This is a genomic window from Microbacterium sp. P2_F9, assembly GCF_056403635.1.
The window spans coordinates 1-20,232 of sequence record NZ_JBFUFC010000051.1 but is presented as its reverse complement, the minus strand read 5'-3'; the positions used below and the strand labels follow the sequence as shown (position 1 = coordinate 20,232).

At 69.0% G+C, this 20,232-nt stretch carries 22 protein-coding genes; 8 read left to right on the top strand and 14 right to left on the bottom strand.

Annotated elements, in window-relative coordinates; translation table 11 throughout:
• The 3 genes from AC1DVT_RS07730 to AC1DVT_RS07720 all read right to left on the bottom strand — a co-directional run.
• A partial coding sequence (locus AC1DVT_RS07730) for a formylglycine-generating enzyme family protein (protein ID WP_477387913.1) occupies positions 1 to 711 on the bottom strand: 711 nt, incomplete at its 3' end.
• A 31-nt stretch (positions 712 to 742) separates the two neighbouring features.
• The gene (locus AC1DVT_RS07725) at positions 743 to 1,519 is read right to left on the bottom strand and encodes a class I SAM-dependent methyltransferase (protein WP_477387911.1); all 777 of its coding nucleotides are present in this window, start codon (positions 1,517 to 1,519) and stop codon (positions 743 to 745) included.
• 37 nt (positions 1,520 to 1,556) lie between these two features.
• Positions 1,557 to 2,720, bottom strand: coding sequence for an MFS transporter (locus AC1DVT_RS07720; protein ID WP_477387915.1), 1,164 nt, complete (start codon positions 2,718 to 2,720; stop codon positions 1,557 to 1,559).
• A 137-nt stretch (positions 2,721 to 2,857) separates the two neighbouring features.
• On the opposite strand from AC1DVT_RS07720, the gene AC1DVT_RS07715 reads away from it, so the two are divergent.
• Both AC1DVT_RS07715 and AC1DVT_RS07710 read left to right on the top strand, forming a co-directional pair.
• Positions 2,858 to 3,265, top strand: coding sequence for a hypothetical protein (locus AC1DVT_RS07715; protein WP_477387909.1), 408 nt, complete (start codon positions 2,858 to 2,860; stop codon positions 3,263 to 3,265).
• A gap of 55 nt (positions 3,266 to 3,320) precedes the next feature.
• On the top strand, positions 3,321 to 3,506 hold the full coding sequence (locus AC1DVT_RS07710; protein WP_477387907.1) for a hypothetical protein: 186 nt from the start codon (positions 3,321 to 3,323) through the stop codon (positions 3,504 to 3,506).
• 24 nt (positions 3,507 to 3,530) lie between these two features.
• Here AC1DVT_RS07710 and AC1DVT_RS07705 read toward each other — a convergent pair whose 3' ends face one another.
• Together AC1DVT_RS07705 and AC1DVT_RS07700 are read right to left on the bottom strand one after the other, a co-directional pair.
• Positions 3,531 to 4,868: a glycoside hydrolase family 27 protein gene (locus tag AC1DVT_RS07705; RefSeq protein WP_477387905.1), complete on the bottom strand. Its 1,338-nt coding sequence runs from the start codon at positions 4,866 to 4,868 to the stop codon at positions 3,531 to 3,533.
• Between the two features lie 106 nt (positions 4,869 to 4,974).
• Entirely contained in the window at positions 4,975 to 5,664 is a 690-nt protein-coding gene (locus AC1DVT_RS07700) for a type 1 glutamine amidotransferase domain-containing protein (RefSeq protein ID WP_477387903.1), read from the bottom strand.
• A 117-nt stretch (positions 5,665 to 5,781) separates the two neighbouring features.
• Here AC1DVT_RS07700 and AC1DVT_RS07695 point away from each other — a divergent pair, with 117 nt between their 5' ends.
• A complete protein-coding gene (locus AC1DVT_RS07695; protein ID WP_477387901.1) occupies positions 5,782 to 6,681 on the top strand; it encodes a LysR family transcriptional regulator in 900 nt (299 codons plus the stop codon).
• 101 nt (positions 6,682 to 6,782) lie between these two features.
• Complete coding sequence (locus AC1DVT_RS07690; RefSeq protein WP_477387899.1) at positions 6,783 to 7,826, top strand: aldo/keto reductase; 1,044 nt, start codon at positions 6,783 to 6,785, stop codon at positions 7,824 to 7,826.
• Between the two features lie 4 nt (positions 7,827 to 7,830).
• Here AC1DVT_RS07690 and AC1DVT_RS07685 read toward each other — a convergent pair whose 3' ends face one another.
• From AC1DVT_RS07685 to AC1DVT_RS07665, 5 genes are all read right to left on the bottom strand, one after another.
• Positions 7,831 to 8,298 carry a VOC family protein gene (locus tag AC1DVT_RS07685; protein WP_477387897.1) on the bottom strand — a complete coding sequence of 156 codons (468 nt, stop codon included), beginning with the start codon at positions 8,296 to 8,298 and terminating at the stop codon, positions 7,831 to 7,833.
• An 82-nt stretch (positions 8,299 to 8,380) separates the two neighbouring features.
• Positions 8,381 to 9,397 (bottom strand): synaptic vesicle VAT-1 family membrane protein, encoded by a 1,017-nt coding sequence (locus tag AC1DVT_RS07680; protein WP_477387895.1) that lies wholly within the window; start codon positions 9,395 to 9,397, stop codon positions 8,381 to 8,383.
• A gap of 29 nt (positions 9,398 to 9,426) precedes the next feature.
• Entirely contained in the window at positions 9,427 to 10,470 is a 1,044-nt protein-coding gene (locus AC1DVT_RS07675) for a glutathione synthetase (protein WP_477387893.1), read from the bottom strand.
• A complete protein-coding gene (locus tag AC1DVT_RS07670) occupies positions 10,467 to 11,693 on the bottom strand; it encodes a flavohemoglobin expression-modulating QEGLA motif protein (RefSeq protein ID WP_477387891.1) in 1,227 nt (408 codons plus the stop codon). The genes AC1DVT_RS07675 and AC1DVT_RS07670 overlap by 4 nt, the downstream gene beginning before the upstream one ends.
• Complete coding sequence (locus AC1DVT_RS07665) at positions 11,690 to 12,493, bottom strand: N-formylglutamate amidohydrolase (RefSeq protein WP_477387889.1); 804 nt, start codon at positions 12,491 to 12,493, stop codon at positions 11,690 to 11,692. Before AC1DVT_RS07665 ends, AC1DVT_RS07670 begins: the two co-directional genes overlap by 4 nt.
• A 216-nt stretch (positions 12,494 to 12,709) precedes the next feature.
• On the opposite strand from AC1DVT_RS07665, the gene AC1DVT_RS07660 reads away from it, so the two are divergent.
• Positions 12,710 to 13,045, top strand: coding sequence for a DUF7882 family protein (locus tag AC1DVT_RS07660; protein WP_477387887.1), 336 nt, complete (start codon positions 12,710 to 12,712; stop codon positions 13,043 to 13,045).
• A gap of 7 nt (positions 13,046 to 13,052) precedes the next feature.
• Here the strand turns inward: AC1DVT_RS07660 and AC1DVT_RS07655 are convergent, their stop codons facing one another.
• Positions 13,053 to 14,441: a hypothetical protein gene (locus AC1DVT_RS07655; protein ID WP_477387885.1), complete on the bottom strand. Its 1,389-nt coding sequence runs from the start codon at positions 14,439 to 14,441 to the stop codon at positions 13,053 to 13,055.
• 111 nt (positions 14,442 to 14,552) lie between these two features.
• Between AC1DVT_RS07655 and AC1DVT_RS07650 the strand changes: the two genes are divergently transcribed.
• Entirely contained in the window at positions 14,553 to 14,996 is a 444-nt protein-coding gene (locus AC1DVT_RS07650; protein ID WP_477387883.1) for a DUF1801 domain-containing protein, read from the top strand.
• Between the two features lie 58 nt (positions 14,997 to 15,054).
• On the opposite strand, the gene AC1DVT_RS07645 is transcribed toward AC1DVT_RS07650, so the two are convergent.
• Positions 15,055 to 16,221, bottom strand: coding sequence for a hypothetical protein (locus tag AC1DVT_RS07645; RefSeq protein WP_477387881.1), 1,167 nt, complete (start codon positions 16,219 to 16,221; stop codon positions 15,055 to 15,057).
• Positions 16,222 to 16,411: 190 nt separating this feature from the next.
• On the opposite strand from AC1DVT_RS07645, the gene AC1DVT_RS07640 reads away from it, so the two are divergent.
• Positions 16,412 to 17,692: an NAD(P)/FAD-dependent oxidoreductase gene (locus AC1DVT_RS07640; RefSeq protein ID WP_477387879.1), complete on the top strand. Its 1,281-nt coding sequence runs from the start codon at positions 16,412 to 16,414 to the stop codon at positions 17,690 to 17,692.
• Between the two features lie 21 nt (positions 17,693 to 17,713).
• Here AC1DVT_RS07640 and AC1DVT_RS07635 read toward each other — a convergent pair whose 3' ends face one another.
• On the bottom strand, positions 17,714 to 18,571 hold the full coding sequence (locus AC1DVT_RS07635) for a hypothetical protein (RefSeq protein WP_477387877.1): 858 nt from the start codon (positions 18,569 to 18,571) through the stop codon (positions 17,714 to 17,716).
• 201 nt (positions 18,572 to 18,772) lie between these two features.
• Here AC1DVT_RS07635 and AC1DVT_RS07630 point away from each other — a divergent pair, with 201 nt between their 5' ends.
• Complete coding sequence (locus AC1DVT_RS07630) at positions 18,773 to 19,348, top strand: hypothetical protein (protein ID WP_477387875.1); 576 nt, start codon at positions 18,773 to 18,775, stop codon at positions 19,346 to 19,348.
• A gap of 11 nt (positions 19,349 to 19,359) precedes the next feature.
• On the opposite strand, the gene AC1DVT_RS07625 is transcribed toward AC1DVT_RS07630, so the two are convergent.
• Positions 19,360 to 20,232 (bottom strand): fumarylacetoacetate hydrolase family protein (locus AC1DVT_RS07625; RefSeq protein ID WP_477387873.1); only part of this gene is annotated, 873 nt, incomplete at its 5' end.

Here is a 20,232-nt window from a genome sequence, read left to right as displayed (position 1 = left end):
GCCATCGACCGCCGACCGCTCCCGGTCGGCTTCCGCGGACCAGCCCTGCGCGGCATCCGTYGTATCGAAGCCGCCGCGCGCGACCCGGAAGCCGACGTCCTCGTGATGCATGCGCGGCGCTCCGCCGCGGCGGGTCGATGCCCGGACGCTCCAGGCGTCGTCGGCGAAGCCTCCGCCCCGGAAGACGCGGTACGCGTCGTAGCGCGCCGGGTCGAGCAGATCCCAGCACCACTCCCACACGTTGCCGAGGGTGTCGAACAGGCCGTTCAGGTTCGGGAGCCGGCCGCCGACGTTCTGCGGAGTGGTGACGCCGTCCGCGATCGTCCAGGCGACTTCGGCGAGCGGGCCGTAGTGCGGCGTCGTAGACCCGGCCCGGCACGCGTACTCCCACTCCGCCTCGGTGGGCAGCCGGTAGCCATCGGAGTCGACGTGCCAGGTGACGTCCTCGCCCTCGAACGAGTACGCGGGATCCAGACCCTCCCATTCCGAGGCCGCGTTGCAGAAGCGGATGGCCCGCAGCCAGCTCACCTCGGTCGCGGGGCGGCGTGGATGTGACGCCGTCTCGCCGAGGAGTTCGGCGAGCTGCTTCTGCGTGACCGGGTAGACGCCGAGCTCGAAGGGCTCGAGCCGGACGCTCCAGCGCGCCTTGCGGCGGGCGTCGTGCAGCGTGACGGTGCCGGCCGGGATCCGCGCCATCTCGATGTCCGCCACCGAGGCAGTATGGCATGCTCGGCGTGGGCCCTCAGCGCGCGAGCGGCTTCGTCCCGGTGACGAGCACGGCGTGTCCCAGGACCTTGCCGGTGTTCATCGGCCACCGGAGCGCGAGCAGCTCGGACAGCGCCCGTGCAGACGTGACCTCGCCGCCGGCCATGCGGATCGCTGCGAGCGCCGCCTCCCGCCCGGGGTAGAAGCTCGGGTCGTCGAACAGGTCGACGAAGGCGAATCGGCCACCGGGCGCGACGACGCGGATGGCTTCGGCGACACTCGTGGTCTTGTCCGGCGCATCGCGCACCTCGTGAAAGGTGAGGCTGCTCACGACGCGGGCGAAGGATGCCTCGGCGAAGGGCAGCTGCGACGCCGTGCCGTGGACGAACTCGATGCCCGGCACGCCCTCGAGCCGGGCGTTGCGCTCCGCGAGCTCCTGTGAGTAGTCGCCCCACTCCGCCGGCCAGAAGTCGAGTCCGACGCACTCGTCGGGCGACGCCTTGGCGAGCGTGATGACGAGCTCACCACTGCCGCAGCCGATGTCGAGGAGCCTTCCGTTCGCGCCGACCCCGTCGATGATCAGCCGGTGGATCTTCGCCTGGAGGTCGTCGCCCGCAGGACTCAGGCGGTGCGACGACATCGTGATGACCAGCGCGATGTACGCGAACGGCACCGCCAGCAAGGCGAGCGCGAGCGCGGGCAGCCAGAAGAGCGCCGCTGCGACCGCGCTGAGGAGCACCGCGCCGGTCAGCAGCCAGAAGAGCCGGATGCGGGATGCCTTGATCCAGGTCGGGTAGATCGGGCGCTCGCTCACTGGCTCAGGCTAGCCGCGGCATCCGGCGACTCCCACGTCATGCCGGCGGCTGAACCGGGATCTTCTGCACGCCCACGATGATGGCGACGCCGGCCGTCACCGCGGCGAGCGCGGCCAGGCCGGCGGGAAGGGCGAACGCCGTGGCCACGGCTCCGACGAGCAGCGGGCCGGCGCTGTCACCGAGCTCACGGCCGACCTCTGCGGAACCGAGCGTGCGCCCCATCCGCTCGACCGGCGTCGAATCGGCGAGGCTCGCGAACGCGAACGGCGTGGTCACCCCGATTCCGACGCCGATGAGGACCGCGGCACCGTACAGCCCGGCAATGCCGAGCGGCGACGCCGCCAGCAGCACTCCCCCGGCGATCACGACCAGGCCCACGACCATGCCGGTGCGGTCCATGCCGGCATGCCGGTCGCGATACGTGCCGACCAAGGGCTGGACCAGGGTCGACGACAGCGCGAGCACGGACGCGATCGCGATGCTCACGAACACGGAGGAGCCCCGCTGCACGGCCAGCGCCGGAAGGAAGCCGATGGCGACGCCGAGCGCGGCGCTCGACGTCGCCATCGCGAGGGTCGGCACGAGGAAGGCGCGTTCGGTGGTCTGACGCACCAGATCGATCACCGTGTACCGGGGGCGCGGCAGCGGGGCCAGCGTGGGCAGTGCGACCAGCACCCATACCGCGGTGATGGCCGCTGCCCCCGCAAGGACTCCGAAGAGCAGGGGAAGGCCGCCCAGGGCGATGAGGCCCGCGCCGAGCAGGGGGCCGATCGTGTAGCCGAGTCCCTTCCAGGACCCGTAGCGGCCGAAGTAGCTCCCGGTCCTGCCGGGGCCGGCGAGCCGTGCGACCGCTGCGGACGATGCCGGCGAGAAGGCGGCTGCCGCCGCACCTTGCCCGACGCGGGCGAGGGCAAGCATGATCGGGTTCGCCGCCCCGAGGCCGATCAGCGACAGCAGGGCGAAGGCGACCAGTCCCCCGACGATCACGGGCTTCGCCCCGATGCGGTCGGACAGAGACCCGAACACGGGTTTGAGGATCACCTCGGCGAGGTCGTAGAGCGCAAGGAGGAGGCCGATGCGGAACAGGCTCAGACCGATGTCCCCGCCGGTGGCGCCCAGCCCCGCCGCGACGCTGTGCGCGCCGAACGCGGTCACGAAGCCGGCCGCGTACAGCGGACTCAGCCGCGCCGCTGCGGGCATCGCATCGGTGTGCTTGTCGGAACTGGTCACGCACGCCACACTAACGATCGTCTCGAGGTGAACCTGCCGGGGCGCTCCATCGTGTGTATGGGAGAGAGCCTCGTCTGGAAGGGCTGCCGAGCGGAAACGGGTGAGTGATGGCCGAAGACAACCAGCGCGGACTGTGGATCATGCGATTTCTCAGCGCCGCCGTCCTTCTCGCGACGGGCCTGATCCATCTGTATCTCGTCTTCAACGGCACYGGGGGCGTGCTGGGCGTGGCGTTCGTGCTCAACGGGGTCGCGGGCGTCGTGCTCGCGGTGGGGATGCTGCTCCTCCGCGGCCGGCTGCTGCAGCTCACCACAGTGCTGAGCCTGCTGTTCCTGATAGCGACCCTGGTGGCGCTCATCCTCGCCCTCACCGTCAGCCTGTTCGGCATCACCGAGTCGTGGGATCGCCCGCTCGTTCCGCAGGCCGTGATCGTCGAAGCGATCGGGATCGTGGTGCTCGGCATCACCACCGCCATGATGCTCCGCACGCCCAGCGTGGCCCCCGCTACCCCCTGACGACCGCGAGGTGGCTGCTGCTCCCAGTGTCGGAGGTATGTTCTACTCTGAAGTCATGATCGATCCGGAGCTTCCCCCCGACCCGCAGGAGTTTGCGGATGCGTGGCCGGGCGACGTCGATGGAGCACCCGCCCCGGACGCGCTGGATGGGGTGCTCGAGATCGCGACGATGGAGGAACGGAAAGTCCCCGTCTTCACCATCGACCCCACCGCAGGCGCCGAACCCGTCGCACCCTTCTGAGACACGCGCGGCACTCGGCCTCGATCAGGCGGGTGACGGGTCGAAGCGGAGCAGCACTGCTCCGTGGGCCTCGAGGGCGAGATCGAGCGCGATGCTTCCCGGCGCCACGCCTCGAGCCGCGTCGCTCTGCTCGCTGACCCGCCGAGCCGGCACGGTCTGCCCGCTCCAGAGCTCGGTGACAACGCCGGGCAGTTCTCCCACGCTCGAGGTCGGGAACCCGAGATTCTGCGCGTCGAGCGTTACCTCGAGCGGAGAGTCGTCGAGGTTGAAGGCCGCAGCCCATTGCCGGCCGTCCGGACCGTCCGCGCCCCAGAGCACCAGCCCGCCCTCGCGGAACAGTTCCCGGCTCGCTGTCGCCGTCGCGTGCAGGTCGAGCACGTCTGCATTGGTGAAGAGGGCGATGACCGCGGCATCCGTACTCGGCAGATCGCCCCCGATCATCAGGGGCGACCGCGCGATCGCCCAGAGCGTCATGAGGCTGACGCGTTCTGCCGGGCTGAAGCCGTCGTCGCGCGGGTCGCCGCGTTCAGCGCGCAGGCCGAGACGGCCGAGTGGCAGCATGTCGCCGTCCGGCCAGCCCGCGGGCCCGGCGAAGGGCGCCCACCGCGCGAACCGGGCGAAATTGGCCTCGACGTCGGCCCAGTTGTCCCAGAGGTCGTCGCAGATCCGCCACATCGTGGCGTGCGCGCGGAGGTGGTCCAGCCGCGCGAGGGACAGATCGCGACCGGGCGAGAGACTGAGGGCGATGTCCCGGCCGGTCGCCGCGATCGCCCGATCGTACGACTCGATGTCGCGTGCCTGGTACGGCCACAGCATGTCGTCCGACTTGATGAAGTCGACGCCCCACTCGGCGTAGAGCGCGAGCGTCGAGTCGTAGTACGCCTGCGCGGCCGGGTGATCGTGATCCAGTCCGAACATGTCCGGGTTCCACTCGCAGACGTTCGTGCGATCGGCGATCTCGGCGGCCGTCGCCGTGGTGCCGAGCACCGGAAGCGCCCGCTCCACCGCACGCCGCGGAATCCCCCGCATCGTGTGGATCCCGAGCTTCAGTCCGAGCTCATGGACGCGCTCCGCGAGCGGCCCGAACCCGCGGCCGTCGCGAGAGCTCGGAAACCGCACCGGATCGGGGATGAGTCGTCCATAGTCGTCCAGCTCCAGCGGAGCGTCGGCGTTGTAGCCGTGCGTCCGGGCAGACGGATCCGACCAGTCGATGTCGACGACGACGGTGTCCCAGCCGAACTCGCGCAGGTGCGTCGCCATGAACTCGGCGTTCGCGAGCACTTCGGCCTCGGTGACGGTCGTGCCGAAGCAGTCCCAGCTGTTCCAGCCCATCGGCGGCCGGCGAACCGGGGTCTTGGCCATGCGTCGTCTCCTCGTCGAGTTGTGCGGACCTTCCGAGTATGACGGCGACATCCGGCCGCACGTCGCGGACCGCCCGCCGTGTGCCGAACTGCGGGGAGCGCTGCTCTCAGCCGGCGAGCGCCTCGACCACCCGCTGCGCGGTGGCGACGCTCGACTGGGGGTTCTGTCCGCTGATGAGCGATCCATCCACCACCACGGTGCTGCTCCAGGCCGCGCCGGCGGCGATCACAGCGCCGAGTTCGCGCAGCCGGGACTCAACGAAGTAGGGCGAGCCCGCGCCCAGACCGCCGGCATTCTCCTCCTCGTCGGTGAACACGGTCAGCTCGCGACCGGCGAACGCGAAGGACCCGTCGGGACGGATCGCGCTCAGCAGACCGGCCGGGCCGTGGCACAGCACCCCCACGATCGCGTCACGGTCGACGGCGTCGATGAGCAGTCGGCCGAGGTCGGCGTCGAACGCGAGATCGGCCATCGGGCCGTGTCCCCCGGGCAGGAYGATCGCGTCGTAGGTCCCCGCCGAGATGTCGCCGAGGACCAGCGGCTCGGCGAGGACGCCGGCGATGGAATCCAGGTAGCCCGCGAATTCCCGGCCGGATTCGGTGGCGATGTCGAGGCTCCCTGGGTCGACGGTGGCACCGCGCCCGTTCGGCGTCGCCACATCGAGAGTGTGGCCGGCAGCCGTGATCGACCGGTGCAGCTCGACGAGCTCCTCGGCCCAGAACCCGGTGGGGTGCGCGCTGCCATCGGCGAGCGTCAGCGTGTCAGCTCCGGTGACGACCATCAGTACTCGTGACATGTGCTTCTCCTTCGTAGGGGGATCCGGCTCGACGAACCGTCTCGAGAGTAAACGCGCCGATATCGACTGAATTCCGTATGCTACTAGAGAGTCATAGATTTATTGATGGAGAAGCGGATGCCGGACCTCGACCTGCTCGGAACGTTCCTGGAGATCTACCGTCTGGGTTCGATCACGAGCGCGGCCGCCAGCCTCGGAGTGAGTCAGCCCTCGGTGAGTGAACGGCTCGCCCGTCTGGAGACGCAGCTCGGAACTGCCCTCTTCGAGCGCTCCTCGCGCGGCGTCACGCCCACCGCCACCGCCGATCGACTGGCCGCGCGCATCGCCGACCCCATCGATCGCCTCCGACAGGCGACGGCCGATCCGGACGCGCCGATGACGGGCACCGTGCGGATCGGCGGCGCCAGCGATGTGATCGCGAGCAGGGTCATCCCGGCGCTCGCCCCCCTCACCCTCAGCGGGATCTCCTTCGAACTCACGCTTGGGCTCGCGCAGCCGCTGATCGACGCCCTCGCGCACGGCCGGCTGGACCTGGTGATCGCCTCGATCCGGCCGGCGCACCCGGAAGTCCGCTACCGCGGGCTCGTCGACGAGGAGTTCGTGCTGGTCGGCGCGCCCGCTCTCGCGGCGGGCATCGACCAGGAGCGGCTGCGCAGCGATCCTGCCGAAGCGCTCCGCCGGAAGCCGCTGGTCGCCTACGACAGCGAGCTCTCCATCGTGCGCCGCTACTGGCGCAGCCAGTTCGGCAGCCGGCCCGCGAACGCCGTCAGCATCGTCGTGCCCGACCTGCGCGGCATCCTCGCGGCCGTCGTCGCCGGAGCAGGCATCTCGGCACTCCCGCGCTATCTGGCCGACCCCGCCCTTGCCGCGGGACAGCTCGAAATCCTGCATCGACCGATCGAGTCCACGATCAACACGCTCCACCTCGCCGTGCCGGCGCGGGTTCCGCCGACGCCCGCAACGAACGCGGTGGTCGCCCGACTGCTCGAGAAGGCCCGGGAGTGGGACTCGCTCTAGATGCGGGTACAGGAGGAGCGGATGCCGCGGCAAGAKGGAGACAGCGCGACGGCCGCCTGGCACGATGAGGGGCGGATCGATGCTCGAGAGGGAGCCACGACATGGAATACCGCCAGCTCGGAAGTTCGGGGCTCAGGGTCCCGGTGCTGTCCTTCGGCACCGCGACGTTCGGCGGCGGTGAGGGCACCGGATCCTGGGGCAGCACGCAGGTCGACGAGGCACGGCGGATGGTCGACCTCGCCCTGGACGCGGGGATCGACTTCTTCGACACTGCCGACATCTACTCCGGCGGGCGTGCGGAGGAGATCCTCGGCCGAGCCGTGGCAGGCCGTCGAGACAAGGTGATGATCGGCACGAAGGCGAACGGACGCACCGGACCGGGCGCCAACGATGTCGGGAGTTCGCGCTCCCACCTCACCCGCGCTCTGGAGGCGAGCCTTCGGCGCCTCGACACCGACTACGTCGACGTCTACTGGCTCCATGGCTTCGACGGCCTGACCCCGGTCGAGGAGGTGCTGAGCACGCTCGACGAGTTCGTGCGGAGCGGGAAGGTCCGCTGCATCGGATGCTCCAACTTCTCCGGCTGGCAGCTGATGAAGTCGCTTTCGGTGTCGGAGCGCAACGGATGGGTGCGCCATGTCGCTCATCAGGCGTTCTACTCGCTCGCGTCCCGCGAATTCGAGTGGGAGCTCATGCCGCTGGCGGTCGACCAAGGAATCGGGACCGTGGTGTGGAGTCCGCTGTCGCAAGGACGACTCACCGGAAAGCTCCGGCGGAACACCCCCGTCCCCGCAGACAGTCGACTCGCCGTGCCCGGCGAGACCGAGGCATCCGGAGATCGCGAGACGCTGTTCCGCACCATCGACGTGCTCGATGAACTCGTCACCGAGACCGGCAAGACGATCCCGCAGCTCGCGCTCAACTGGGTGCTGAGTCGCCCGACGGTCTCCTCGATCATCTTCGGAGCCCGCAACGAAGCTCAGTTCATCGAGAATCTCGGCGCGGTGGGCTGGTCGCTGGACGCCGATCAGATCGCCCGGCTCGACGCGGCGAGCGCGACGACGCCGATCTACCCGTACTGGCACCAGGTCGTGAACAACTCCGAGCGCCTGCCGTTCCCGACCTCGGTGACGGTGCCGGACTGACGCGTCAGGCGTTCTCGAGCTCGGCGATCACGATCTTCTTCTGGCCCATCATCACCTGGATCTGCTCCGGCCGGCGGGTCAGCTCACGCATGTTCGCGGGGATGATCTGCCAGCTGACCCCGAACTGGTCTTTGCACCAGCCGCACTGCTCCGACTCGGGCACGTGCGAGAGCTTCGACCAGTAGCGGTCGAGCTCGTCCTGGCCGTCGCAGGCCACGACGAACGAGATCGCCTCGTTGAAGGTGAAGAGCGGCCCGCCGTCGAGGCACACGAAATCCATGCCGTTGAGGGTGAACTGTCCGTTCAGGACCTTGCCGGACATGCCGCCGAAGTGCTCGTCGAGCGATGCATCGGGGTACTCCTCGATGGAGTTGATGCGGGAGTCCGGAAACACGTCGACGTAGTACTCCATCGCCTCGCGCGCCCGATCGGCGAACCACAGGCAGGGCTGGATGGGCGAGAGTCTCGCCATGGGAACCTCCTTGTTCGACAGGTGACTTCGCCGTCCACGCTACGCGGATGCGGCGACAGCGGCGAGGCCTTCCGGCGCGAGGTCAGGTGGTCAGCACGACCTTCCCGGTGTTCCTTCGCTCCTCGATGTAGGTGTGGGCCTCCCCCGCGCTCTCGAGCGGAAAGCTCTTGTCGACGTGCGGCCGCACCCAGCCTTCGGTCACGCCCTCGAGCACCACGCGCATCCAGTCCGCGATCATGTCGGTCTCGTGCCACATGTGACCGAGGTTCACGCCGAAGACCGATCTGTTCCCGTTCATCAGCGCCACCGGATGGAAGATCGGCATGCTGAGGGCCACCTTCCCCAGCCGGAGCGGCCCGGGCAGCTTCGATGCGGTCGCCGCGGAGACGCCGAACATCCCGAGCCGCCCCGTCGAGCGCAGGGCCTGATAGCTCTTCTTCCAGTGCGTGCCCCCGAAGGCGTCGATGATGAGCGATACGCCTCGCCCCGCGGTCAGCCGATCGACTTCGACCGACCAGTCCGTGGTGCGGTAGTCGATGGCCTCGTGCACGCCGCGCTCGATGAGGAACGGATGCTTGGCGGCGCTGGCGGTGCCGTAGATCGTCGCGCCGACGTGGCGCGCGACGTCGATCGCGGCKAGCCCGACCCCGCCGCCGGCATTGTGGATCAATACGGTCTGGCCGGACTGCAGTGAACCCATGACCACGAGGAGCTGCCACGCGGTGAGATAGCTCACCGGTATGGCAGCCGCTTCGACGTGCGAGAGCCCGGCGGGCTTCTCGAAGACCTGCCCCGCCGGCACCGAGACGACCTCCGCGTAGCCGCCGAAGCGGGTCAGCGCGACGACCTCTCTGCCGATCAGAGCCTGGTCGACCCCGCTGCCCACCTGGTCCACCACCCCCGACACTTCATACCCGACGACAGCCGGAAGCTTGGGGGCATCGGGATAGAGGCCCTTGCGCGTCAGGATGTCGGCGAAGTTGATGCCGCTCGCTCTGACGCGAATCCGCACCTCCCCCGGCTTCGGCGCGGGGTCGGCGGCTTCGCGCACCTGGAGTTTCTCCGGGCCTCCATGACCGACGATGACGACCTGCTTCATGTGGATCCTCCCCGGCGCTCGCGCGTCAGTCAGAGCGTGGCACGCTGCGCGTTCGACAGCTTCGTGCCGTAGTGCTCCCGAGTCCCCGTCTTCCGTTCCAGATCCTCGATGACGGCGGTCGTGAAGTCCACGTCGTAGAGCGCCTGACACGACCCGAGACCGCCGGGTGAGAACACGTTGACCTCCATGAGCTTGTCGCCCACGATGTCCAGCCCGACGAGGAACATGCCGTCGGAGAGCAGCTTAGGGCGCACCGCCTCGACGAGCTGGAGCATCTCGTCGGTCACCTTGACGGCCTCGGCGCTGCCGCCTGCCGACATGTTCGAGCGCACATCGGTCTCTCCCGGGCGCCTGCGGAAGGCGGCGTACACGCCGTCGACCTCCAGCGGACGCCCGTTCATGACGAACATCCGCACATCCCCGTCGGTGGCGGCGGGCAGGTACTCCTGCGCCACGACATAGCCGTCGCGAGCGATCGCCTCCACGATCTGCGTGATGTTGGGTTCTTCCTTCATGTTGACCAGGAACACGCCGGAGCCACCGGAGCCCTGCAGGGGCTTGAGCACCGCAYGGCCGCCGAGGTCGACGATGAACTCGCGGATGCGCTCCTCGTCGCGCGAGATCATCGTGCGCGGTCGCACCACCTCGGGGAAGTGCTGGAAGTACGCCTTCGACAGGGCGTATGCCAGAAAGCTCGGGTCGTTCACCACGAGCACTCCTGTGTCGGCGAGCAGGTGTCCGAACGCCAAACCGGCGGTGTTCGCCCAGGCGCTCTCCGCGGCGTCCGCGGCCGGGTCGGCACGGAGCATGAGCACATCGAAGTCGTCGAGGGCGACCTGCTCACGGGCACCCGCCCGCACATCGTCGAGGTACCGCTTCAGCGAGCGGTAGGACTTGCCGGGGGTCGCGGCCGCCGCGGTCGCCGACAGCGAATCGTCCGGCTCGTAGCCGAAGTCCCGCAATCCGATCAGGCACGCCTCGTGCCCGAGGCGAGTGGCCGTCATCGCGAGCCGGGTCGTCGTGTACGTCGACTTCTCGGTGGCGATGTCGTTGACAACGAATCCGATCTTCATGGCAGTTCCTCCAGGACGGGCTGTGGGTGATTGACCAGCGAAACGAGGTCCTCCGCGTGCGCGGCATCCCGCAGTCTCACTGCGGTCGCGGGATCGGAGAGGTACCGGGGCATGACCCGCGCCGGGGCGAGGAGCCCACGACCCGCGAGGTCTTCGACGAGCGGCAGATCCTCCAGCGAGAACTTGCCGAGAAAGAGGAGGTCGAGCACGCCGCCGGCGGCCAGGTGCCCGAGCAGCGCGAGCACGCCGCGCAGGTAGATGGCGTCTTTGGTGAAGCCGCCGGCTCGGTACACCCGCATCGTGACGCCGTAGGCGCTCCCCGCCGGCAGGCCTCGGTCGGTGAGCAGACGGTGCGTCTCGACGAAGCTCGCACCTCCGACCAGCGAGTGCACGGCGACCACCCGCGCCGCGAGCTGGCGCAGCCGTGCGGCGGTGAGCCCCCCGCAGGCGATCTCCGCCAGCACCGCCAGCCCCTCCTGCGTCTCGTCATAGTGCGCGAGACCGGAACCCATCATGCGGATCGGCTGCGCGAGACCGTTCACCTGGGTCACCAGGTGGGTGCCGATTTCGTGCTGGAGCAGCGCGTTGACCCGCGGCCCCGCCACCGAGGCGTTGCGCGAGATGAGGAGMGTGCTGCCGTCCACCAGCACGCCCGAGACGTCGTCGCGGATCTCGGCGTGAATGCCGAGATCCGGATCGAGCGAACGGTAATGGTCGATCTCCACCTTCGCCGCGGCCAGGAACCCCTTCGCATCCACGGAGTCATATTCCAATCGCCCGCTCGGCAGCCGGTCCAGCAGGTCTTCCGCGCGCGTCACGAGCGCAGGAAGCAGCGCACCGTACTGGGCGATCGACAGCTGCAGGAAGTCCGGCGTATTGCGGGCGCGCAGCATCTCGATCCGAAGCGTCATCTCGCGCTGCCGATTTCGCAGCAGCGCGGCGAGGGTGGCGTCCGAGACGCCGTCGAGCGGCAGTGCGGCGACCTCGGCGTCCAGCACATCGGGGTCGACGTCGAGCTCGCGGTATTCGAACACCGGGTCCGCCTCGGGGTGCGCGAGGAAGCCCGCCCGGACGTCGTCCGCGTTCACCGGCGTCATCTCGAGGAGGAATCGCACGCTTCCCACGAGCGACGCCATCGCGTGGTCCGCGGCGAGATCGGCGGCCGAGAACGCGCCCACCCCGATGGCGCTGGTTTCGGGCCCGACGGCGTCGCCGCCCGTCACCGCAGTCCCAGCTCGCGCAGGGATTCCGCGACGGGCGGGATGGTGCCCGCGAGGGCGCGCGCGAGCTCCTCAATGCGGGCGCGATCGTCCGCGCCGGTCCACTCGTCCATGAAGGTCTTCTTGAATTCGAGGGCGAGCACGATGCCGCGGCCCGGGTAGCGGCTATGGGTCCAGGCCGCGAGCTGCCGCCCGCGGAAGCGGACGTTTTCGCGGACGTCGAGCCGACCAGCCGACGTGTCCACGCCTGCGAGTGACGAGATGAAGGTGTCCACCACGGGCCCGAACCGCTCGCGGTCCAGCGAGCCGGTGCCGACGTTGACCTCCGGGTTCTCCTCGCCCGGGGCCGCGGCGGCATCTGCGCCGTCGCGCCGGTGGTTGTAGGAGTGGACGTCGAACACCACGAACGGTCCGCGTGCGGCGACCGGGTCGAGCCGCCTGCCGAGCTCGGCGTAGAAGGCGTCGTAGACCTCGAGGGAACCGCCGACGATGGCCTCATCGAGCGGCGGATCGCGGAGGATGTCGAGCCCCCATGCCTCTTCCGCGTTGCGGTAGACGGCCTCATCGCGCGTGCGGTTCAGGTCCAGCTCGAACCGGGACCGATGCACGATGACACGCGCGGGGATGAGGGCGCCGATCTCGTCGGTGTGCGGATCCTCCTCCCGCAGCCGATCTGCTTCCGGCAGGGCGAGCTCGGCGGCGAAGTCCGGACGCACGTCATGCCCGTTGTGGATCGCGGTGGCGATGAACTGTCCGCTCCAGTCGCCGAGGAATTCGAACGGCGGGCGGTCCGTGTTGGTCATGGGCTCATTGTGTCCGGAGCGACACCCCCTCTCCAGGGGGTTGACGACTCACCGACCGCTCTGGGTCAGATCTCGAGCGGCGGGAGTCGGCGCTCACCGCGTAGTCGCACACAATGTCTCGCCAATCTTACTGTTCGAGATATTAGCTAATTTTGCGTACTATCTGTTACCGTAGGCGATGAGGCACCCACCGGCGGTGCTGTGAAGGAGCTCGACATGGGCCATCTGGTGTACGGAAATCTGACCGAGGCGATCGAGATCCCCGACCGCATCCTGGCTCACCTGCGCGTGGTCGCCACCACCAAACTCCGTCGCGGCGAGTGCTTCATGCTTTCCTGGCACCACCCGGACGGTAACCCCGCCGGCGTCTCCACGATCTGGATGCAGCCCGCGATCCCCCTGCGATTCGTATTCGACGCGGAGCCGGACGGGGTCGATGGGCAGGTCCTGCAGAACCTCGCGAACGCGGCCAGCTCCAGCAAGGGCCTGCTGCTGGACCTCGACATGTTCGGCGAACTCGCCCGCCCGGTCCGCGCGGTTCAGGCGGCCTGAGCGAAGCTCAGTCCCACCAGACGATCCAGGGACCGCCCACCGCGCTCGGCGCGCGCAGTTCGTCGGGGACGACCTGCGCATCGTCGATGCCCAGCTCCTGCACCCGCCGCCAGGCCTGCTCTCGGTCTCCCGGGCCGAGCAGGTCGAGCACAGGGTCGTCGTGGATGTGGATGCCATCCACCGTCACCCGCTCGTCTTCCCGGCTCGGCCCGACCGCGTGCCCATTGAGCCGTACGACCCCCGGATGAGCGACCGCAGCGCGCAGCGCCGCACGCAGCGTCGGACCCGGCCCGGCGCGCTCATCGAGCGCTTCGGCATCCAACCCGCCCAGCAGCACCGCGGCCGCCTCTGCGTCCAGGTCTTCGAACATGATCAACCCGTCGGTGAAGACGGTCCCATGCGGCACCACCAGCTCCGGGACCCCGGCGTCCAGGGTGAACCCGACAGGCCCGAACGTGCCGCCCGTCCTGCCTGCCGCGCGTGCCGAAGCGGCCGCCGCTTGCCACGCCTCGCGGACGTCCCCGACCGTGCGCGGGATCGCCCGCTCATCGACCGGCTCCTCGATCCACTGCGGCCGGGGCGCCGGGAACGCCGGCTGGAGCGCCTCATGCAGGCCCCACATCGCCACCTCGGGCACTTGCGATGGATCGTCGCCCAGCGTCACCCAAACCCGGCCGCCCGGCAGCTGCTCGACGTGCGCACCGGGCAGGCCCTCGACGCCGCCGATCCGCTCGAGGTGCGAGGGCGACAGGAGCGTCCCCCACCCGTAGCCCCAGACATCGGGAACGGACCCGTAGCCGCCGGCCGGAGGCATACTTCGACTCTCGAGGGGGCTCTGGCGGTGTGAGCCCTTCACCTGGTCCAGGATCGCGTACCCGGTGTCAGCGCCCATGATCTCGACGCTGCGCGCCACCCACGGGCCCACCGGCCCGGCGATCCACGGCATGTTCTCTCCCGAGCCGTACATCGCCCACCGCTGCACTGAGACGCCCACGCACATCCGCCCCGCGTCGCGACCGAGCGCGGCCACGAAAACAGGGAACCAGACCGCGACCTCCGCCACTGTGTGGTTCGGATGCCACGGATAGTCGGCGAGGTCGGTGCACACTCCGGTCAGCAGGATCAAGGCCGCGGTACCAGACCTCGTGGAGATGAACTCCCAGTCGAGCCCAGGTCGGCTCATCTTCTCCATCGGGGCCCGCATGTCGTCCTCTCCGACCGAGACGAACGTCGACCACGTGACGTCCACACCGATCCACGCGTTGGCCAGATCCACCGCACCCCGCAGCACCTCGATAGCCGCCTCGCGATCGACCCGGCCAGGGGTGGACACCCCGGCGAAGAACATCGGCAGAACGTCTGACCCCGCCTGCCACGGCAGCCTCTCCTGGCTCACACGACCCTCCTCGTCGACAGTCCGATCATGCTCGACCCCTGGAATCGCCGCCTTCCGGCGGAGTAGCGTCCAGGGATCGACTCCATCATCGGGCACGGAAAAGCGGACGCAATGACAGATCGCAACGAACCCTCGGTCGACACCTACCTCGCGTCGCTCGGGGATGAGCAGGTGGCCTCGGACAGCCAGACGCTGATTGCGATGATGCAGCGGATCAGCGGGCACGAGCCGACGCTCTGGAATGTCGGCACGATCGGGTTCGGCACCTACCACTACAAATMCGACAGCGGCCGCGAAGGCGACGGTCACACGATCGGCTTCTACCCGCGAGAGGGCAAGCTGACCATCTATCTGATGGATGGCACGGCACGCCATTCGGCGCTCCTGGCGAAGCTGGGCAGGCACTCCACCACGGGGTACTGCCTCTACATCAGGCGACTGAGCGACGTCGATCTGCCTGTCCTCGAGCAGATCCTCCGGGCGTCATACGAATTCGTGGAGTCGAAGTCGCAAGCGGGGCCGATCCGTCAGATCCTCTGGAAGACCGAGGGCTAGCGGGCGAAGCACTGCGGGGCTGCCCGGTCGGGCAGCCCCGCAGTGAAGTCGTTCTGCGCTATGAATCGCGTCTCGTCGATCGACGGCCCGCGTCCTGTGCCCGGGCGCGCACGCGTCCGGCGGCGACCATGGCGAGCCCGGCCGCCAGGAGAGCAGATCCCCAGTACGCGGGGACCGGGTCGAATCCGGTCGGGGCCAACTCGCCACCGCCCGGCGGTGTCACCGGCGGAGTCACCGGAGCGGTGAACGTCACATCGCCTTCCGCGATCAGGGTGTCCTGTGCCCAGACCTCGACGTGGGTCGTGCCGAACGGAACCGGGATCGAGAGCTCGTCGGTGCTGTCGGCATCGACCTCCACCACCTGGCTCTGCTCCGTGCCGTCGGGCAGGGTGACGACGATCGTGAACGGCACCGTCGGCGGCGCCGAGATCGCCGAGGCATTGAGCGTCACCGTCGCCGACCCGCCGGTGGCGGTCGCTGCGCCGGCCGCCACAGAGGCGGTGGAGTTATCGGATGCCGGCACCTCGAAGTCGTAGGAGTACTCCGCAGTGGCGCCGCTTCGAACGACGACGGCGTCGGCGTATCCGAGCGACTCTGCCGGTGCGCCTGCCCCGATGCCGACCTGGACCTCACCCCAGCCGCCGTTCGGGTACCGACCCGCGAACTCACTCACAGTGCACGGATCGCTTTGAATGCAGAAGTTCTCGTCGGAGGTGTTCGACTGGAACACCTCCGAGGCGGGGCCGATGTCCCACGTCTGCCACTCACCTGGGACAACCTCGTCAAAGGGAGGCTGGAATGAAAGTGTGGTGAACCCGACCGTCCCGGCGAGAATCTGGTAGCCAAGGATCCGCAGCGTCGGAGTGCTGGAGGAGCTTCCGCCTTCTGGTACGAAAGTCGCGTATGAGGCGCTGAGCCCGGTCCAGGGGAGCGCCAGCGGATCCCCGCCGGGCTCGCCCGTCGGCACGGCGAACGCGAGCGCACGATCAGTCGACGTCGGCGCATAGAGTTCCAGGCTGCCGCGACCGAGTGGCGGCGTTGCAGGTCCTTCGACGAACGTGACTCCCGCCGCGTCCGTCGAGTCCGGGTGGACTGCCCACCCCACGCCCGTGGCTACCTCGGCGAGGCTGCTGAACGAGTCGACGACCACGGGCGGCGAGCCCGGCAGTGCAAAGAAAGTGACCGTGGCGAGAACCGTCGCGACCGCACCCGAACTCAATAGCATGGCTAACTCCTTTGTTGCGCATTCCCGCAAACCGTACCGGGAGTCGAGCCGCTCGGCAATGGCCCCTGTGAGGCGACTATGAGTGGACCTCCCGGGCCGAGGGAGCATCTCATCAGGGATTTGTTCCCGTGCCGCCTCTTCGCGCGGGGCCGATGCCCCGACTCGGGCCGATCTGTGGAACTGTGGGTGGATGAGCGTGATCGTCGTGGGAGGCGGGATGGCGGGAGCCGCCTGCGCATCTGAGCTGGCGGGCGACGGCATCGAGGTGACGCTCGTGGACCGTCGGGATTACACCCAGTTCCAGCCGCTGCTCTACCAGGTCGCGACGTCGCAGCTGCCGGCCGACAACATCACCCGGCCGCTCGTGGAGATGTTCGACCGCCACGACGACGTCACGGTCGTCACCGGTGAGATCATCGCCATCGACCTGGACGCGAAGACCGTCACGACGGATGCCGGCACCCTCGGCCCTGCGGATCACCTGGTGATCGCGGCGGGGTCGGAGCCCAACTTCTACGGCGTCCCCGGCGCTGCCGAGCACTCCTTTCCCCTCTACTCGGTCGGCGACGCGGAGCGGCTTCGCGTGCACCTCCGGGACCGGCTCCGCGAGCTCTGCCGACCCGACACCGACGGCAGCCTGACCGTCGTCATCTGCGGCGGCGGACCGACCGGCGTGGAGACCGCCGGGGCTCTGGCCGAGCTCATCCGGGCGCTTCAGGATGAGGACAGACTCGTCGGAACGGCGACGGTGCGACTGGTCGACCGCGGCAAGGTGCTGCTCGGCCCGTTCTCCGATCGCTCGCACGTCTATGCCTTCGACAAGCTGACCGCGATGGGGGTCGAGGTGTCTTTCGGCGTCGCCGTGGCCGCCGTCGACGCCGTTTCGGCGACGCTGTCGGACGGATCGACGGTTGCGACCGACACCGTCATCTGGGCGGGCGGAATCTCGGGAGCGTCGATCGTCGAGCTCACCGGCATCCTTCCCGGTCACGGCGGACGCATCGACGTCGCCGAGGATCTGACCATCCCCGGCTACACCGATGTGTTCGCGATCGGCGACGTCGCGAATGTGCCCGATGCGGCCGGCGGCACCCTCCCTCAGCTCGGGTCGGTCGCTCAGCAGTCCGGAGCCTGGGCAGGGCGAAGCATCCGCGCGCTCCGTGAAGGCGGCGAAGCACGCCCGTTCGAATATGACGACAAGGGCATCATGGCGATGGTCGGCCGCAACGCCGCGGTCGCCGAGATCGGCCGGCGCCGCCGCCACCTCGAGGGCCCGCTCGCTTTCGCCGCCTGGCTCGGCCTCCACGCCTCGCTGCTGTCGGGCTTCCGCGACCGCATCGACGCCGTCAAGAACTGGGTCGAGGACTACGTAAACCGGTCTCGGGCAGCCGATCTGGAACTCGAGGAGCCGGTCGATCGGATCGTGTGGGCCGACGACCCGTCCGAGCTTCCTGCCGTCACGTCATCCTGACCAGCGGCCGCGCGGCCGCGATCAGCGACGGCGCTCGCTCCATCGGGCGGGCTCCGTCGCCCAGGATGCCGCCCGCTCGTCGCGCTCGCTGATGAGCGTCGCCAGCCGCAGCCGGGCAAGCACTTCGGTACGCACTCTTCGCACCCGGGCGCCGTCTCGCCGCATGGCGTCCGGGCCTACGATCCCCCACCATCGGTCGAGCGCGTCGAAGACTTCCGCCGCATCCTGCTGATCCACCAGGTCCCCCGTGATCCGGGCCATCCCCGTCTGACGTCCGGAGCGATCCGCGCGGAGCGCGTGGACCCACAGGAAGATCGCGGCGACACCGGCGCACGCGAGCAGGGTGAGACCGGTGGTCTCCGGCAGAGCGTGGTACGGGTCGACCTCGTCCCACCGCAGCAGCACCGCGCCCGCCGCGGCCAGCAGCCACAGCATCCCGAAGATGAGATGGATCACCGACGGAACCCGAGACCCCCAGAGCGATCCATTCGCGCGGCGCGGCTCGAGCCACCACAGCAGCGACACCGAGAGCACCGCGAGCAGCCCGGCCGGCAGCATCCCGTCGTGCAGGGCGATGGGGCTGTGGCGTGGCGTGGCGACCAGGGCCACGGCAACGATGCCGAAGAGGAACGCCGCGCCCAGACATGCGCGGTGCAGCGCAGTCGCAGTCGGCACTCGCGTCGCGGCGGGATCGCGTCGTTCGTTCGCGGCGCGCACCGCCGCCGCGCGCACGCGCTCGTGATCGGCGCGCCCCCGAGGGTCATTTGCGAGCACGGCGACCCGCCAGGAGTCTTCGATTGCGGTCTGGGCGTCGCGGTATTCGGCATCGAAGAGGATGAGGTCGATGCGGCCGAGGGTGCGGTCATCGAGTCCCGTCACGGAATCGTGTCCGGATCCGGCCACTGCGCCCTCCCTTGTCGATCAGCTCCCGGGGCGGCTGTCCTACGCCCAGGGTAGGCCGTAGATGTGCGCACTGTCCGGTGGGACACTGGGCATGCGCACCGCCTCGACTCCCAGACATCCACGATGCACTTTCCCCATCCCTGTCTGCGTCCGCTCCGCTGGAGCCGAGGAGGAATCATGAAACGAGTCGTGCCTATGGTTGCGCTGACCGGTCTGCTGACGCTGGGCGTCGGCTGGGCAGTCGCAGCGCCCGCCGCAGCAGGGACGCCGCCCGAGGTGTTCCACGACAAGATCGATCTCTCGTTGAAGAACATCGATCAGTGCGGATTCACGGTGAACTCCATCGTCAAGGGAACGAGCACGTTCAAGGTCACCGTCGACGCGTCCGGCACCGAGTCCTTCCAGCACACAGCCCATGTCGTGAGCACCCTGACGAACGTGGCGAACGGCAAGGTGGTTCACGTCGACAGCGCGGGCCGGGATGCCTGGAGCGACGGCGGCGTGGAGAACCCCGACGGCACCTTCACCTTCACGGACACCCTCACGGGGAGGGACATCAGGATCTACACCTCCCACAGCAGCGTCCTGATGAAGGACGTGGGATTCCTGGCGATCGTGGAAACTGTCGACTCGGACGGGAACCTCATCAGCCAAGAGCTGCTCGAGCACGGGCCGCACCAGTTCGCGGGTGACTTCGACGCGATGTGCGATGTGATCGCCGACGCCATCGGGCCCGAGCAGGGCCCTGGATAGCCCGACCGCGGTCAGCGAGACCGCTGTCGGGATCGCACGCGAGCGGCGGGTAGCTGCGGAGCCGGGACGGCCGCGCCGACGCGGGCCACCAGTGCGCCGATGCCCTCGACGACCATCCGCACCTCGTCGCCTTCGACGAGCGGCGGCGGCGTCAGCTCGCCGCGTCTGCCCCACAGTTCGGCGAGGCATCCGCCGTTGCCTACTGTGCCCGACCCGAGAACATCGCCCGGCACGACGCGGGAGTTGCGAGCTGCGTACGCGACCAGCTCGGGGAACGGCCAGCCCATGTTCGAGACCAGGTCCTCGCCCACGAGGTCACCATTGACGAACACCTCGGCGCGAATCGCAAGGAAGCCGTCCTCGTCGAGGAAGGGCGCGAGCTCATCGGCCGTGACGATCCACGGTCCGAGCGAGGTGCCGAAGTCCTTGCCCTTCGCCGGCCCGAGACGCACCTTCATCTCGCRCGACTGCAGKTCGCGCGCGGACCAGTCGTTCATGATCGTGTAGCCGAAGATGTGGGATGCCGCGGCCTCCGGTGTCAGGTTCGCTCCGTCTGACCCCGCCACCCCGCCGATCACGGCGGCGATCTCGAGCTCGAAGTCGAGCCGCTCGCACACCGGCGGGTTCATCGGCTCGCCAGGGCCGAGGACCGTGTGCGGGTTCGTGAAGTAGAACGTCGGCAGCTGGTACCACTCCGGGACGACTTCGCTCTTGCCGTCGACGGAGGCGCTGATGCCTTCGACGTGCTCCTCGAACGCCACGAAGTCACGGATCGCGGCCGGCACGAGCGGCGCGAGCAGCTGCACGTCGGCGAGGGGGGTGCGTTCTTCCGGTCGTTGAGCGAGCGATGCGAGACGAAACGCCTCGTGCGCGGCATCCAGTCC